This window comes from Caulobacter sp. UNC358MFTsu5.1 (assembly GCF_000712075.1).
In the GTDB taxonomy this organism is placed as follows: Bacteria; Pseudomonadota; Alphaproteobacteria; order Caulobacterales; family Caulobacteraceae; genus Caulobacter.
Genome location: NZ_JONW01000007.1, coordinates 215,629 through 231,389 on the forward strand (window position 1 = coordinate 215,629; position 15,761 = coordinate 231,389).

10 protein-coding genes are annotated in these 15,761 nt (G+C 71.4%); 6 read left to right on the top strand and 4 right to left on the bottom strand.

Features of this window, described 5'->3' with window-relative positions; genetic code table 11:
• Window positions 1–58: 58 nt before the first annotated feature.
• The 3 genes from BR39_RS0113660 to BR39_RS0113670 are packed head-to-tail and all read left to right on the top strand — an operon-like array spanning window position 59 to window position 3,577.
• Window positions 59–1,192, top strand: a complete 1,134-nt coding sequence (locus BR39_RS0113660; RefSeq protein ID WP_029912777.1) for an endo-1,4-beta-xylanase — start codon at window positions 59–61, stop codon at window positions 1,190–1,192.
• The gene (locus BR39_RS0113665) at window positions 1,189–2,535 is read left to right on the top strand and encodes a S9 family peptidase (protein WP_231499461.1); all 1,347 of its coding nucleotides are present in this window, start codon (window positions 1,189–1,191) and stop codon (window positions 2,533–2,535) included. The genes BR39_RS0113660 and BR39_RS0113665 overlap by 4 nt, the downstream gene beginning before the upstream one ends.
• Before the next feature lie 31 nt (window positions 2,536–2,566).
• A complete protein-coding gene (locus BR39_RS0113670) occupies window positions 2,567–3,577 on the top strand; it encodes a cupin-like domain-containing protein (protein ID WP_029912780.1) in 1,011 nt (336 codons plus the stop codon).
• Between the two features lie 9 nt (window positions 3,578–3,586).
• On the opposite strand, the gene tpiA is transcribed toward BR39_RS0113670, so the two are convergent.
• Together tpiA and BR39_RS0113680 are read right to left on the bottom strand one after the other, a co-directional pair.
• Window positions 3,587–4,342, bottom strand: a complete 756-nt coding sequence (gene tpiA, locus BR39_RS0113675; RefSeq protein WP_197026702.1) for a triose-phosphate isomerase — start codon at window positions 4,340–4,342, stop codon at window positions 3,587–3,589.
• Window positions 4,343–4,403: 61 nt separating this feature from the next.
• Window positions 4,404–6,254, bottom strand: a complete 1,851-nt coding sequence (locus tag BR39_RS0113680; RefSeq protein ID WP_029912784.1) for a phosphoenolpyruvate carboxykinase (GTP) — start codon at window positions 6,252–6,254, stop codon at window positions 4,404–4,406.
• Between the two features lie 401 nt (window positions 6,255–6,655).
• On the opposite strand from BR39_RS0113680, the gene BR39_RS0113685 reads away from it, so the two are divergent.
• Together BR39_RS0113685 and BR39_RS0113690 are read left to right on the top strand one after the other, a co-directional pair.
• Entirely contained in the window at window positions 6,656–6,892 is a 237-nt protein-coding gene (locus tag BR39_RS0113685; RefSeq protein WP_029912787.1) for a hypothetical protein, read from the top strand.
• A 193-nt stretch (window positions 6,893–7,085) separates the two neighbouring features.
• Window positions 7,086–13,523, top strand: coding sequence for an autotransporter domain-containing protein (locus tag BR39_RS0113690; protein ID WP_029912790.1), 6,438 nt, complete (start codon window positions 7,086–7,088; stop codon window positions 13,521–13,523).
• Between the two features lie 58 nt (window positions 13,524–13,581).
• Here BR39_RS0113690 and BR39_RS25340 read toward each other — a convergent pair whose 3' ends face one another.
• Window positions 13,582–13,971, bottom strand: coding sequence for a hypothetical protein (locus BR39_RS25340; protein ID WP_035018432.1), 390 nt, complete (start codon window positions 13,969–13,971; stop codon window positions 13,582–13,584).
• Window positions 13,972–14,077: 106 nt separating this feature from the next.
• Here BR39_RS25340 and BR39_RS0113700 point away from each other — a divergent pair, with 106 nt between their 5' ends.
• Window positions 14,078–15,079, top strand: coding sequence for an alpha/beta hydrolase (locus tag BR39_RS0113700; RefSeq protein ID WP_029912793.1), 1,002 nt, complete (start codon window positions 14,078–14,080; stop codon window positions 15,077–15,079).
• A 28-nt stretch (window positions 15,080–15,107) separates the two neighbouring features.
• Here BR39_RS0113700 and BR39_RS0113705 read toward each other — a convergent pair whose 3' ends face one another.
• A complete protein-coding gene (locus BR39_RS0113705) occupies window positions 15,108–15,749 on the bottom strand; it encodes a helix-turn-helix domain-containing protein (protein WP_029912794.1) in 642 nt (213 codons plus the stop codon).
• Window positions 15,750–15,761 lie beyond the last annotated feature (12 nt).

Sequence of the window (15,761 nt, forward strand, 5' to 3'; positions counted from 1 at the left end):
TTCTTGAGAGGGCTTCAGCGTGACGTTCCGCCGGTCTGTTTTTTCGAGGCGTGGTCTTATGGCGTTTGGGGCCGCCGCCGGCGCGGCCTGCGCGGTTCCGGGTCTGGTCCGGGCCGCCGAACGTCCCCCCGGGGGCTCGCTGGCCGACCTGGCCAAGGCCAAGGGCGTGCGGTTCGGCAGCGCGGTGGGCGCGGGCAAGCCCGGCTCCCTGACCGGCACGCTGGACGATCCCGGCTATCGCCAGGTGCTGATCGACGAGTGCGGCGTGCTGGTGCCCGAGAACGAGCTGAAGTGGTACGTCCTGCGACCCGATGCGGAGACCTTCGCCTTCGAGCGCGCCGACCGCATCGCCGCCTTCGCCAAGGCCCACGACATCGCCCTGCGCGGCCACACCCTGTTGTGGCATCACCCCAAGTGGTTCCCGGCCTGGCTCAGCAACTACGACTTCGGCTCGGGACCGGCCGGCAAGGCCAAGGCCCAGGCGATGCTGACCGCTCACATCGCCACGGTCATCAAGCACTATCCGCAGATCGACTCCTGGGACGTGGTCAACGAGACCATCGACCCTAAGGACGGCGCGATCCGCCGCACGGTCTTCTCCGACGCCATGGGGCCGGAGGCGACCCTGGACGTCGCCTTCCAGACGGCCCGCGCCTTCGCGCCCAAGGCCCGGCTGGTCTACAACGACTACATGGGCTGGGAGGCCGGCAACGAGGCGCACCGCACGGGCGTGCTGAAGCTGCTGGAAGGCTTCCGCAAGCGCGGGACGCCGGTCGACGCCCTGGGCGTCCAAAGCCACCTGGGCACCCAGGACCCCGCCGCCTCGGCCATCCTCGGGCAGCCGCAGGAAAAGGCCTGGCGCGCCTTCCTCGACGAGGTCGCCGGCATGGGCTACGACCTGCTGATCACCGAATTCGACGTCAACGACCAGAACCTGCCGGGCGACGTCGCCGGTCGCGACGCGGCGGGCGCCGCGCTCGCCAAGGCCTATCTCGACCTGATGCTGGACTACCGCCAGACCAAGGAGGTGCTGGCCTGGGGCATGGTCGACAAATATTCGTGGCTGCAGGGCTTCACACCCCGCAAGGACGGCCTGCCCAAGCGCGCGACGCTCTATGACGACGCCTACAAGCCCAAGCCGATGCGCGAGGCGGTGGCGGCGGCGTTCCGGGCCGCGCCGGTGCGGGCTTGAACCGCCGAGCGGCGCTGCTCGGCGCCGCGCTCGCGGCTTTCGCCGGTGGTTCCGCGCCGCGCGCCCAGACCCCGCCGCCCGCCGCCGGCGGCCTGACCGCCGAGCAGGACCACCGGCTGATGCTGGACCGCTTGGGGATCAAAACCCTGCGGCCGGGCGTCGACGGCTACAATTCCGCCGCGCCCAACTACGTCAACCAGGACGAGGCCAAGGCCGGGCCGTTCAGCCCGCTGCCCGACCCGCTGGTCTTCCCCGACGGCCGTCCGGTGGCGACGCCCGACGACTGGTGGAAACGCCGCCGCCCGCAGTTGGTCGAGCTGTTCTCGCGCGAGGAGCACGGCCGTGTGCCCCAGCGCACGCCGGAGATCCGTTGGCGGGTGGTCAGCGAGAAGCACGAGGTCCGCAACGGCGTGGCGGTGCGCGAGCGACGCCTGGCCGGCGACCTGGACAACCGCGCCTGGCCCGCTGTCTCGGTCAGCCTGGACCTGCTGCTGGTCACGCCGGAAGGGCGGGGCAGGCGGCCCCTGGTGCTGGAGTTCGGCTTCCCCGACGGCGCGCCGTGGCTGAAGGGACGGCCCGCGCCCCCCGGACCCGATTGGCGCGACCTGGTCCTGGCCCGGGGCTGGGGTTATGCGATCGTCGACCCGACCAGCGTCCAGCCCGACAACGGCGCGGGCCTCTCCCGAGGCGTCATCGGCCTGGTCAATCACGGCCGTCCGCGCGCCCCCGACGATTGGGGCGCCCTGCGCGCCTGGGCCTGGGGCGCCAGCCGGGTGCTGGACTTCCTGGCGACCGACCCCGCTGTCGATGACCGCCGCGTGGCGATCGAGGGCCTGTCGCGCTACGGCAAGGCCGCCCTGGTCGCCATGGCCTACGACCAGCGCTTCGCCGCCGGCCTGATCGCCTCGTCGGGCGAGGGCGGAGCCAAGCTGCACCGGCGCAAGCGCGGCGAGCAGTTGGAGAACCTGGCGGCCAGCGGCGAGTACCACTGGATGGCCGGCAATTTCCTGCGCTACGCTGGGCCGCTGACCGTCGACGACCTGCCGGTCGACGCCCACGAACTGATCGCCCTGTGCGCGCCCCGACCGGTGTTCATCAGCGTCGGCAACGACCAGGCCGACGGCTGGGTGGATTCGCGCGGCATGTTCATGGCCGCCGTCGCCGCCGGTCCGGTCTACCGATTGCTGGGCGCGCGCGACCTGGGCCTCACGGCCTTCCCCGAACCCCTGACCCTGGCGGCCGACGGCGAGCTGGCGTTCCGGCAGCACGAGGGCGGCCACACGCCCGGTCCGAACTGGCCCTACTTCCTGGACTTCGCTTCGCGCTATCTTGAGCGCCCCTGAGTTCTGTCGCCAAGTCCTGTAAGAGCGTCGCATGAGCCTGTCCTTTCCGCCCCTGGAAGAGCGTTGGAACGTCACGCGCGAGGTTCTGCGCGCCGAGATCGTCCCGGCCTACCGGCCGGTGGTGCTGCGGGGCTTTGCGGCGGACTGGCCGGCGGCCCAGGCCGGTCTCGAGGGGGCGGAGGCTGCCGCAGCCTATATCAAGGGCTTCGACAAGGGCGCGGCCGTCGAGGCCTTCGTCGGCGCGCCGGAGATCGGCGGCCGCTTCTTCTACGGCGACGCCGAGCGGGCGCTGAACTTCGAGCGGCGGCAGGGCGCGATCTCGGCCATCGTCGACGACATCCTGGCCCTGGGCGCAGAGGCGAACCCGCCGTCGGTCTATGTCGGCTCGGCCCCGACGGAGCGGGTGTTGCCCGGCTTCGCCGAGGCCAACCGCCACGACCTGCTGGCCGTGCCAGTCGAGCCGCGCATCTGGTTCGGCAACGCCGTCCGGGTGCAGACCCACTACGACATGGCCGACAACATCGCCGTGGTGGCCGCCGGCCGCCGGCGCTTCACCCTGTTCCCGCCCGAGCAGACGGCCAATCTCTATGTCGGGCCGCTGGATTTCACCCTGGCCGGCCAGCCGATCAGCATGGTCGAGCTGGAGGCTCCCGACCTCGAGCGCTATCCGCGCTTCGCCGGGGCGATCGAGCACGGCCGCTCGGCCGAGCTGGGCCCCGGCGACGCCATCTACATCCCCACGGCCTGGTGGCACCACGTCCAGTCGCTCGACCGCTTCAACGTGCTGGTGAACTACTGGTGGCGCGACCTGCCGCCCGAGGCCGGGTCGCCGTTCGAGGTGCTGGTCCACGGCCTGCTGGCCGTGCGCCACCTGCCCAAGCCCCAGCGCGACGCCTGGCGGGCGATCTTCGACCACTACCTGTTCGAGGCCGACGGCGATCCCGCCGCCCATCTGCCCGAGGCGCGCAAGGGCGTGTTGGGGCCGCTGACGCCGCGCCTGGCGCAGAACATCCGCGCCTTCCTCAAGCGGTCCTTGGGCTGACGCCCGTCCTCAGGCGTGGGCGATGATCGGCAGGAAGGTCTCGGCCGTCAGGCTGGCGCCGCCCACCAGCACGCCGTCGACGTTCGGCGTCGCCAGGATCCCGGCCGCGTTGGCCGGGGTCACCGAGCCGCCGTACAGCAGGCGGATGCGGTCGCCGGCCGGGCCCAGCGCCGCGCGGCAGGTCTCGCGCAGCACCGCGTGCATGGCGGCGATGTCCTGGTCCGTGGCCGAGCGGCCGGTGCCGATGGCCCAGATCGGCTCGTAGGCCACCGACAGCCAGTCGCCGTCGGCGTCGGCCGGCAGGCAGTTCTCCAGCTGGGCGCCGACCACGGTCTCGGCCAGGCCGGCCTCGCGGACGTCCAGCGCCTCGCCCACGCACAGGATCACCGACAGGCCGTGCCGCCGCGCGGCCTCGACCTTCTCGCGCACCTCGGCGTCGGTCTCCTGGCGACCGGCCCGGCACTCGCTGTGGCCGACGATGGTGAAGGCCGCGCCGGCGTCCTTGACCATCGGCGCCGAGAGGCACCCGGTGTGCGCGCCCTTGTCGGCCGCATGGATGTCCTGGGCGCCCACGTGCAGGGCGTCGGCGGCCTGCCAGGCGGCGGTGATCAGGGTGGCGGGCACCGCCACGCCGACGTCGACGGCCGGCGTCCGCCGCGCCGCCGCGTCGATGGCGTCCAGGACGGGCAGGGCGTCGCGGCCGCCGTGCATCTTCCAGTTTCCGACCACGAACTTCCGGGCGGGCTTATCCATAGCGAGCTGCATTCGGTCTCCGTGCGCCGGTCCTGTCCGGCGCCTGTGTCTTGAAAGGGCGAGGGAAGGGCGGTCAGGCCTGTTCCAGGATTCTGGAGGGGTGGTCGTGGCGGGCCAGCCGCGCGCCGAGCGCCGCCAGTTGCTCCCACAGGGCCGGCGGCAGGCGGGGACCGAACGTCTCGTAGGCCGGCGGGATCAGGGCGGCCTCGGCGCGCCAGATCTCTGGGTCCACGGTCAGCAGCAGGTCCAGCTGGGCGTCGGTCAGGTCCAGGCCCGTCAGGTCCAGGCCGTCGCGGGCGGGCAGGCGGCCGATCGGGCTGTCCACGGCTTCGGCCTCGCCCTCCAGGCGGTCGACGATCCACTTGAGCACCCGGCTGTTCTCGCCGTAGCCCGGCCAGACGAACTTGCCGCGCTCGTCCTTGCGGAACCAGTTGACGAAGTAGATGCGGGGCAGCTTGGCCGGATCGGCGCCGGCGCCGACCTTCAGCCAGTGATTGAAGTAGTCGCCCATGTTGTAGCCGCAGAACGGCAGCATGGCGAAGGGATCGCGGCGCAGCTCGCCGATGCTGTTCTCGGCCGCCGCCGTGCCTTCCGAGGCGACGTTGGAGGCCAGGAACACCCCGTGCTCCCAGTCGAAGGCCTCGGTGACCAGCGGCACGGCGCTGGCGCGGCGGCCGCCGAACAGGATGGCCGAGATCGGCACCCCGGCCGGGTCCTCCCACTCGTCGGCGATGACCGGGCACTGGCCGGCGGGCACGGCGAAGCGGGCGTTCGGATGGGCGGCGGGTTCGCCGGACTCCGGCGTCCAGGCGCGGCCCTTCCAGTCGGTCAGCCCCTCGGGCGGGGTCTCGGTCAGGCCTTCCCACCAGACGTCGCCGTCGGCGGTGAGGGCCACGTTGGTGTAGACGCAGTTGGAATGCAGGGTGTCGACGGCGTTGCGGTTGGTCTTCACCCCCGTGCCCGGCGCGACGCCGAAGAAGCCGGCTTCCGGATTGATCGCGTACAGACGGCCGTCCGGTCCGAACCGCATCCAGCAGATGTCGTCGCCGATGGTCTCGGCCTTCCAGCCCGGGAGGGTGGGCTGCAGCATGGCCATGTTGGTCTTGCCGCAGGCGCTGGGGAAGGCGGCGGCCACGTAGCGCACCTTGCCGGCGGGCGAGGTCAGCTTGAGGATCAGCATGTGCTCGGCCAGCCAGCCCTCGTCGCGGGCCATCACCGAGGCGATCCGCAGGGCGTAGCACTTCTTGCCCAGCAGGGCGTTGCCGCCGTAGCCCGAGCCGTACGACCAGATCTCGCGGCTCTCGGGGAAGTGGACGATGTACTTGTCGTCGTTGCACGGCCAGGCGACGTCGGCCTGGCCCTCGGCCAGGGGCGCGCCCAGGGTGTGCAGGGCCGGCACGAAGAAGCCGTCCTCGCCCAGGGCGTCCAGCGCCGCCCGGCCCATCCGGGTCATCACCCGCATCGAGACGGCGACATAGGCGCTATCGGTGATCTCCACGCCCAGGGCGCTGATCGGCGAACCGACTGGCCCCATCGAGAAGGGCACGACGTACATCGTCCGTCCCCGCATGCAGCCGTCGAACAGGCCGTTCAGGGTGCGGCGCATCTCGTCCGGGTCGCGCCAGTTGTTGGTCGGGCCGGCGTCGGCCTGGTCGGCCGAGCAGATGAAGGTGCGGCTCTCCACGCGGGCGACGTCGCGCGGGTCGGAGGCGGCGTGGAACGAGTTGGGGCGAAGCTCGGGATTGAGGCGCTTGAGCGTGCCGAGGGCGACCAGTTCGTCGGTCAGGGCGGCCCATTCCGCGTCGGAGCCGTCGCACCAGTGGATGGCCTTCGGCTTGGTCAGCGCGGCGACCTCGTCGACCCAGGCCAATAGACGCGCGTGTTTCGTCGGGGGCGCGTTAGCGCCCGGCCCTTGGTTCTGCATTTCACGTCCTGCTGCAAGTTGGCGAAACTATTGCTCGCCTTGCGCGCACCATAGCGTGAGGAATCGAGGGGAAAAGGCTAATGTTTTCAATGACAACGTTGTCGTTGAAAATCAGGGCGCCAGTTGCCGCGAGGGCGGCATGTTTTCGCGTCCGGCGCCCGATTAGGAGGAAGTCGATCCCGAAGCGCGGCCGTTGTCGCGCCGAAATGACCGCCTCCGCGCGGCCTTCCGGGCGAATCAAGGCGGCCTTTTTCGCCGTCGCGGCCCGGCTTGTGTGGAAACTCACCCCGCCCGGGTGACCGTCGGCACATCGTCCGCACGCCGCGCTCCGCATCTTCATCGGACGGGGCTCGCCCGCCGGCGGTTCGGCGCGGTCGTCTCCCCGGAACGGAGGAAGTTCCATGCTCAGCAACAAGGAAGCCCTGGCGCTGGCCGACCAGATCGAAGCGGCCCTGCCCGACGCCGAGGCGTTCGGCGCGTCGGGCGGCGACGATCTCTGCAAGACCTATCGGTCGCTCGCCCCCAGCATCAAGGCGCTGCTGCCGGTCATCGCGCTGATCCCCGGCGTGGGGCCGGCCGTCGCCAAGGCGCTGAAGCTGCTGATGGGGATCGCCGACCAACTCTGCCCCACGTCCTAGGCTTCGCGCCCCGGAAGGCCTCGCGCCGCCGAGGTTCGAGGCCTTCGAACCCCCTGGGTCCCACCGGTCACGCGCCGACGCGTTTGCGCCCACACCCCCCAAACGAGGGTTGTCTCCCATCCCCGCTCCTCGCTAGCTCGGGCGTCGCTGTTCGGGGAACGGCGTGCGTATAAGTGGCTGAATGGGGTGAAATATGTCGGGAATCCAACATAGCCGCGGCAAGAGTCCGCGCAATCCGCGGGCCCTTTGGCTGGCGGGAACGGCGCTTGGATGTTCGCTGCTGGTCCAACCGGCGGCCGCCCTGGCCGCCAACGAGTGCGGCGCGCCCGCCGGCGGCGTGGTGACCTGTCCGTCGCCCATCACCACCGGCGTCAGCTACACGACGATCGACGACCTGATCCTGAACCTGCCGGCCGCGACGTCCAACACCGGCGCGATCGCGGTGGATGTCGTCGGCGGGGCCGGAAAGGTCAGCGTCGTGGCGGCCGACATCTCCACTAGCGGAAACGAGGCCCCCGGCCTGTTCGTCACCACCACCAGCGGCGCGATCGACGTCAACGTGACCAAGGCGGCCACCTCGGGCGCCGACATGGTCAACCAGATGACCAACGACGCGATCGTCGCGCTGTCGGACAGCGGCGCGGTCAAGGTCAAGGCCGGGGAGGTGTCGACGGCCGGGGTCTACACCTCCGGCGTCGCGGCCCAGTCGAAGACCGGCGACGTCACGGTCGAGATCGACAAGATCTCCTCCTCGGGCCTGGGCGGCAGCATCGTCCTGGCCCGTTCGCTGGACGGTCCCAGCGCCACGCCGACGGGCGGGGGCAAGGTGACGGTGGTGGTCGGCCAAGCCTCGACCACCCAGGCCAACGGCGTCATCGGGGCCGTCGGCTTCGGCGACGTCTCCGTGACCGCCGGCCAGATCGTCGCGTCCGGGGCTCCGACCGTCGGTCCCGCCGGTCACACCTCGTTCGGCCAGGGGATCGGCGCGCGCAGCTACAACGGCGACGTCGACGTCAAGGTCGACGAGCTGTCGACCAGCGGCGTGGGCTTCCTGGGCGTGACCGCCACCGCCCTGGCGGGCGACGCGACGGTCGAGAGCGGAACCGTCACCACGGCCAGCGACGGCGCCTATGGCGTCTATGTGCGGGCCGGCGGCACGGCCAAGGTCGTGGCGGGCGCCACCACCACCCATGGCGCGGTGACCAACGACGGCACGACCCACTACACCGACGCCATCCGTGTCGAGGCGACCGGCCTGATGGACGTGACCTCGCAGCACGCGACGGCGACGGGCGACGGCGCCACGGCGATCCTGGCCAGGGGCGACGGGTCGATCAGGATCGACAGCGGCGAGGCCTCGGCCTCGGGCGGCGCGATCACCGTGGGCGGCGTCCAGGTGTTCTCGAACGCTATCAGCGCCCAGAGCTTCCTGGGCGACATCGACATCACCAGCGGTACGGCCAGCGCCCAGGGCGCCCAGTCGTGGGCGATCTACGCCTCGGCGGGCAACGGCGCGATCAGCATCGACAGCGGGACGGCCACGGCGGCCGGCGCGGGCGGCCGGGCGATCTACGCCAACGGCGGCGAAGGGGTGACGATCCGCAGCGACGTGGCCTCGACCACGGGCGCGCCCAGCGGGTCCAACGCCGCCGACGCCATCATGGCCGTGACATTCAACAAGACGGCCAAGATCGACATCACCAGCGGCTCGGCCAGCACCACCGGGAACAACGCCCGCGGCATCTACGCCTGGACCACCGGCGACATCGCCATCGACAGCGGCGAGGTGACCACCACGGGGAACAACGCCCACGGCGTCATGGTCGATTCCGACGGCGCGCTGGTGTTCGGCACGCCGCACGTCCCGGCCGGCGGCGTGGGGACGGTGAACATCGTCAGCGACAAGGTCAGCGCCACCGGGAACGGGGCGATGGGCGTGTGGGTCGACTATGCGGGCCCGATCAGCATTGACAGCGGCGAGATCACCGTCGGCAACGGCGTGGGTCTCTACGTCTACGGCCAGAACACGGTGGACGTCTCGGCCGACAAGGTCACGGCGACCGGCACGGGCGTGGTGGTCTACGGCCGCGAAGGCGCGGTGAACCTGACCACGGGCACGGTCTCGGCCGGGACCCAGGGCGACGTGGGCGTCTTCGCCCAGACCACCAGCGGCGACATCGTGATCAGCGCCCAGTCGACCAAGACCCAGGGCGACATGCTGACCGGCTTCACCGCCGACGCCGTGGGCGGGATCTCGACCAGCGGCGACATCAGCATCACCAGCGGCGACGCCCAGACGACCGGCCGCTCGGCCTTCGGCGCCTATGCGATCAGCCAGACCGGCGCGGTGTCGATCGACAGCGGTTCGGTGACCACCGCCGGCCAGGGTTCGACCGGGATCTACGCCCGCGGGGCCAGCATCGCGATCGACAGCGGTTCGGTCGTCACGACGGGCGACGCCGCGCGCGGCGTCTACGCCTGGTCCAACGGCGACATCGCCATCGACAGCGGCGAGGTGACCACCACCGGCGCCAACGCCCACGGGATCATGGTCGATTCCGACGGGGCGCTGGTCTTCGGGACGCCGCATGTCCCGGCCGGCGGCGCGGGGACGCTGAGCATCGTCGCCGACAAGGTCTCTGCCACCGGCGCGGGCGCCATGGGCGTCTGGGCCGACTACGCCGGTCCGATCAGCATCGACGCCGGCGAGATCACCGTCGGCAACGGCGTCGGTCTCTACGTCTATGGCCAGGGCGCCGTGGACGTCTCGGCCGACAAGGTCACGGCCGACGGCACCGGCGTGGTGGTCTACGGCCGCGAGGGCGCGGTGCACGTCACCACGGGGACGGTCTCGGCCGGGACCCAGGGCGACGTCGGCGTCTTCGCCCAGAGCACGACGGGCGACATCGTCGTCGACGCCGGTGTGACCCGCACCGCCAACACCGGCCTGCACGCCGGCTTCACGGCCGACGGCGTGGGCGCGCTCTCGACCGGTGGCGGCCACGTGACCGTCAACAGCGCCGACTCGGCGGTGGTCGGCCAGTTCGCGACCGCCGTCTGGGGGCAGTCGATCGGCGGCGAGGTCGAGATCAACAGCGGCAAGGCCCGCGCCGGCAGCGACGGCACCCTGGCCGTCTTCGGCCGCGGCGACACGGTGACGGTCGTCAGCGCGGACGCCGAGATCACCGGGACCGGCTCCCGGGCGATCCAGGTCCTGGCGGATCACGGCGACCTCACGGTGACCTCGGGCCGCGCGGTCGCGAAGGACGCCAACAGCGTCGCCATCGACCTGTACGCCAGCCACGACGCCGCCCTGACCGTCACCGGCCAGACCGTGGGCGGATTGGCCGGCGTGCGGGTCTCCGCGCTGAACCAGGCCGAGGTGACCGTCGGGGCGGACGCCTCGATCACGGCCCTCAGCGGCGCCGGCGTCGAATTCCGCGCCGTGCCCGTGCCGGGCGGGACGGGTTCGCCGGCGGTGGGCTACGGCGCCAGCCTGACCACGGCCGGCCACATCGGCGGCGCGCCCGGCGCGCTGGCGGTGCGGTTCGCGGACGGGGACGACACCCTGACCCTGCTGACCGGCGCCAGCTTCACCGGCGCCGTCGACGGCGGGGCGGGTCTGGACGCCCTGGTGCTGAACGGGACCTCCAATCAGCCGTCCGCCGGCCAGACGTTCGGCGGGGTCCTCAACTTCGAGACCGCCACGGTCGCGGCCGGCGACTGGACCCTGACCGGCCTGCTGCAGGCTGACAGTATCGACATCGCCTCTGGCGCGACCCTGCGCATCGACGACCGCCAGGACGCCAACGCCTGGCTGGAGACGACGACGCCGGGCGCCGGCCTGTCGGTCCACAACGACGGCACGCTGATCTCCCGCAGCTTCGACGACAACCTCTACGCCGACAGCGGAACGCTCTCGATCAGCGGGACGGGCGAGGTGGAACTGCAGTCCGGCGCCATGCTGGCGTCCGGCGCCTGGACCTATACGGGGACGACCCGGGTGAGCGGCGGCGAACTGCACGTGGTCACCGACATCGGCGGCGGCCTGGAGCAGACCGGCGGCGTCGTGGTGGTCGGCGCCGACTACGCGATCGACGACGCGGGCCTGGGCACGGTGAAGGTCGCCGGCCATGGAACGACGGGAAGCTTCGCGGGCGGCCTGAAGGTCGACGGCGGCCAGTTCTTCCTAGGCCAGGACGGCGACTACACCCTGGCCAACGCCCTGTCGGGCGCGGGCGGCGAGGTGATCTGGGCCGGCGGCGGCGACCTGACCCTGTCGGGCGCCTATTCGCGGACCGGGACGCTGGTCAACGGCGGCGGCCTGGTGACGATCGCCAACCTGTCGGCCGACTCCCGCCTGGCCCTGATGGGCGAGGCCTTCGCCCTGGGCTCCGGCGCCAAGAAGACGGGCGGGCTCTCGGGCGACGCCGATCTCGACATCGGCGCCGGGACCCTGACGATCACCCAGATCAACGCCTCCAGCTATGCGGGCGACCTGAGCGGCGCGGGCGGCCTGATCAAGTCCGGCGCGGCGACCCTGACCCTGTCGGGCGCGGCGACCTACGCCGGGCCGACGACCGTGTCCGCCGGGACGCTGCTGCTGAAGGGCGCGATGACCAGCGACGTCACCGTGGCCTCGGGGGCGACCCTGCAGATCGGCGACGGCGGGACGACCGGGGCCCTGACGGGCGACCTGGTTATCGCCGGCACGGCCGTCTTCAACCGCTCGGACGAGTACGACTACGCCGGCGACATCACCGGCGCGGGCGAACTGATCAAGAAGGGCGCCTCGCGCCTGACCCTGTCGGGCCAGTACGGCTTCACCGGCACGACCACCGTCCAGGGCGGCTCGGTGCGGATCCTGCATCTGCCGCAGACCGCCCAGGTGCAGGTCGATAACGGCGTGCTGGACCTCAGCGGCCTGACCCAGACCATCACCAACCTCAGCGGCGGCGCGACCGGCGGCGTCGACATCACCGGCGGCGCCCTGACCGTCAACCAGTCGGGCAGCACCACCTTCGCCGGGTCGATCACCGGGTCGGGCTCGTTCACCGTCACCGGCGGCGGCGTGATCGAGCTCAGCGGCGCCAACACCTATACCGGCGACACCACGGTCACCGCCGGCAAGCTGAAGGTGAACGGCTCGGTGACCTCCGACGTCACCGTGGGCTCGGCGGGCGCCCTGGGCGGCTCGGGCGTGATCGGCGGCGACGTCTTCGTGCAGGGCGGCGGCCAGGTCACTCCCGGCAATTCGCCCGGCACCCTGACCGTGGCGGGCGACTTCACCTTCGCCACGGGTTCGACCTACCAGGTCGAGGTGCTGCCGACCGGCGAGCACGACCTGATCGTCGTGGGCGGCGCCACCACCATCCAGACCGGCGCCAAGGTCGCCGTCCTGGCCGGCGGTCCGGCGTCGCAATACGCGCGGCTGAGCCAGTACGGCATCCTGACCTCGGCGGGCGGGATCACGGGGCGGTTCTCCAGCGTCACCAGCGACATGGCGTTCCTGACGCCCAGCCTGACCTACACGGCCAACGCCGTGCGCCTGAACCTGCTGCGCAACGACATCCGGTTCGCCAGCTTCGCCACGACCTCGAACGAGGCCCGGGTGGCCGACGCGGCCGAGGCCCTGGGCCTGGGCGCGCCGGTCTACGACGCCCTGGTCACCCAGAACGCGGGCGGGTCCGCCCAGGCCTACAGCGCCCTGGACGGCCAGATCTACGCCGACGTCTCGACCGTCCTGGCGGGCGAGGCGGGCCGGCTGCGGCAGGCGATCCAGGCGCGGACCTCGGCTCCGGCCGAGGTGTCGGGCGGCTGGGGCGACGTCCTGGCGGGCTGGAGCAAGATCGACGCCGGCGCCGGCGCGGCGGGCCTGAAGGTCAGCGGCGCGGGCCTGGTCGCCGGCGGCGACAAGGTGCTGGGCGCTGCCCGCCTGGGCCTGGCGGCCGCCTATGGCGAGGCCGACGGGACGGTCTCGGCGCGCGGCAGCCGCGCCGAGAGCAAGAACGGCCAGGTCGCGGCCTACGCCGCCAGCGTCTTCGGACCGCTGCGCGCCGACGTGGGCGCGGCCTACGCCTGGTCGTCGATCGACGCCGAGCGGGCCGTAGTGTTCCCGGGGAACCAGGATCGCGTGAAGGGCAAGTACGACGCCACGGTCGGCCAGGTGTTCGGCCAGGTGTCCGCGCCCCTGACGCTGGGCGCGGCCGTGGTCGAGCCTTTCGTGGCGGCCAGCTATCTGCGGGTGAAGAGCGACGACTTCAGCGAAACGGGCGGCTTCGCGGCGCTGAAGGTCGAAGGCGTCACCCGCGAGCTGGGCTTGGTCGACGTCGGGGTCAAGGTGAGGGGGCAGTTCGACGTGGGCGGGGCCTCGGTCCTGCGCCCGCGCGTCGCTGTCGCCTGGCGCATGGCCACGGGCGACCTGGCGGGCCAGACCGCCAACGCCTTCACTGGCGGGACGGCCCGTTTCGTGGTCAGCGGCGCCAAGTACGACGCCGGCGCCCTGGCCGTGCAGCTGGGCGCCGACCTGGCGTCGGGCGATCGGGCGCGGTTCGGGGTCACCTACGAGGGGACCTACGGCGACCGCTTCGAGGCCCAGGCGATCCGCGCCGGCGGGTCCTGGCGCTTCTAGGTCTGGGGGGAGGCGCTCTGGGGGGAGCGCCTCCTTGGGGGGATCCGGTCGAGGCCGCCTAGCGCGTCCTCGACCGGTCTTCGCCCAGCATCCGCACCAGTTCGGCCTGGCGGGTCGCGCCGGTCTTGCTGAAGATCGACTTCAGGTACGAGCGCACGGTGTTGCGCGACAGGTTGGTGATCAGGGCGTAGCCGGCCAGGGTGCCGCCCTCGACCAGGAAATAGGCCAGCTTGGCCTCGGCCTCGGTCAGGCCGTGGTCTTCGCGGTAGGACGCCAGCGCCTGTTCCTCCGAGCGACCCTTGGCGCGCCCGAAGATCTCCATGGCCCGCAGCACATAGGGATGGCCGTCCGCGGCCGCCTTGGCCAACCGAGCCTCCAGGCTCGGATAGACCCGCGTCAGCGGCTTCAGGTTGTCGAACAGGGCGTCTTGCTGTTTCTTGTTCGTCATAAACGGCGGCGAGTTGTTTCTCGTTCGTCGCAAAGCATGGCCTGGGGGGCGTTCGCGTACAATGGTGTCGATTGCAGCGGCCGTCCCGCGTCAAGGGCTGGTCGAAATGAAGGCCGCTCCGGAGACGCCGCGCAGGCCCTTCGCCGATTTCCGCCAGAACCTCAGCTACACCATCGCCCAGCGGGTGATCACGAGGGTGCTGCGCAAGGGACTGGCCAGTCATTCCAGGGGCGAGGCCGAGTTCGCCGAGTTCCTGCGCAAGGCCCGGGCCTGGCACGACCGCTACGACGGGGTCCTGCCGTCCCTGGAGGTCGACGCCACCTGGAGCGCGACGCCCGACTACGCCGCGCCGTCGCCGCCCACCCGCGCCGATTGGTTCGCCCCCCGCGACAAGGCGCCGCGCGGCACGGTCTTCTATGTCCACGGCGGCTCGTTCGTCGCCGAGCGCAGCCCGCGGATCGGCCAGCTGGTGGGCCGGTTCGCCGCCGCGGCCGAGGCCAGCGTCTACGCGCCGTCCTACCGTCTCGCGCCCGAGCATCCCTGTCCCGCGGCGGTCGACGACATCGTCGAGGCCTGGCGCTGGCAACTGCGCCATCGCCCCGACGAGCCGGTGGTGGCCCTGGCCGAGTCGGCCGGGGCGGCGATCATGATGGCTGCCTTCCAGGTGATCCGTGATCGCGGCGAGCCCATGCCGGCCGGCATCGTGCTGCTGTCGCCCTGGCTGGACCTGTCGCTGCAGAGCTGGTCGGTCATGGCCGCCTCGATCGCCAAGACCTCGCCGCACACCATGGAGTCGCTGGCGATGTTCGCGCACTTCTATTTGCAGGGCCGTTCGGCGATCGAGCCGATCGCCTCGCCGCTGTTCGGCAGCTTCGACGGCTTCCCGCCGCTGCTGGTGCACGCCAGCCGGACCGACATCCTCTATGACGACTCGATGCGCCTGGCCGACAAGGTGCGCGACGTCGGCGGCGACCTGACCCTGCGCCACTGGGCCGACGAGACCCATTTCTGGGAGCGGATGAACACGCCCAAGGCCCGGCAGTCGATCGAGCTGGCGGCGGGCTTCATCAGGCGCCGCCTGGACGACCGGCGGGTCGGCGCCCAGTAGGCGCCGGCCGGTCCGACTCCGGCCGGTCCTAGATGGAGCGGCCCTGCTTCTGGTCCTCGTGGATGTCCAGCAGGACCTTCATCAGCTCTTCGTCCTCGCTGGACATCACGCCCAGCACCTCGGCCTCGTCGCAGCCCTCGGCCGCCAGGTAGGCGTGGCCCATGCTGGAGTCGAGATAGATCGACTGGCCCTGGTCCAGCACGACCGGATCGTAGAACTCGGTGTTCACGACGATCCGCCCCTTCAGGACGAAGATGTACTCCTCGCCCGCGTGGCGGACCAGGTCGCCGAACTGCTCGGCGCTCTTGGCGCGGATCTTGGTGATCACCGGGATCATGCGCTTCCCGCGCAGCTCGGTGCACAGGTAATAGTAGTCGTAGTTCGGGGTCTCGACGCGCACGGCGCGCTCGACCTCGCCCAGGCTGCGGCGCGCGGTGACCGTCTGGGGCTGGTTGGCCTCTTCCTCGGCGAACAGTTCGGACATGCGCAGGCCCAGGCGCTGGGCCAGCAGCTGCAGCTTGTCGTAGGTCAGGGTCAGGCGGTCGTGCTCGACCTTGGAGAGCGTCGAGACGGGGATGCCGCTCTTCTCGCTCATCTGTTTGAGGGTCCAACCCTCCCGGTCCCGCAGGCCGCGAAGCAGTTTTCCGAGCGTGTGGGCGTTGGAAGGCAAGCGCCGTGACTC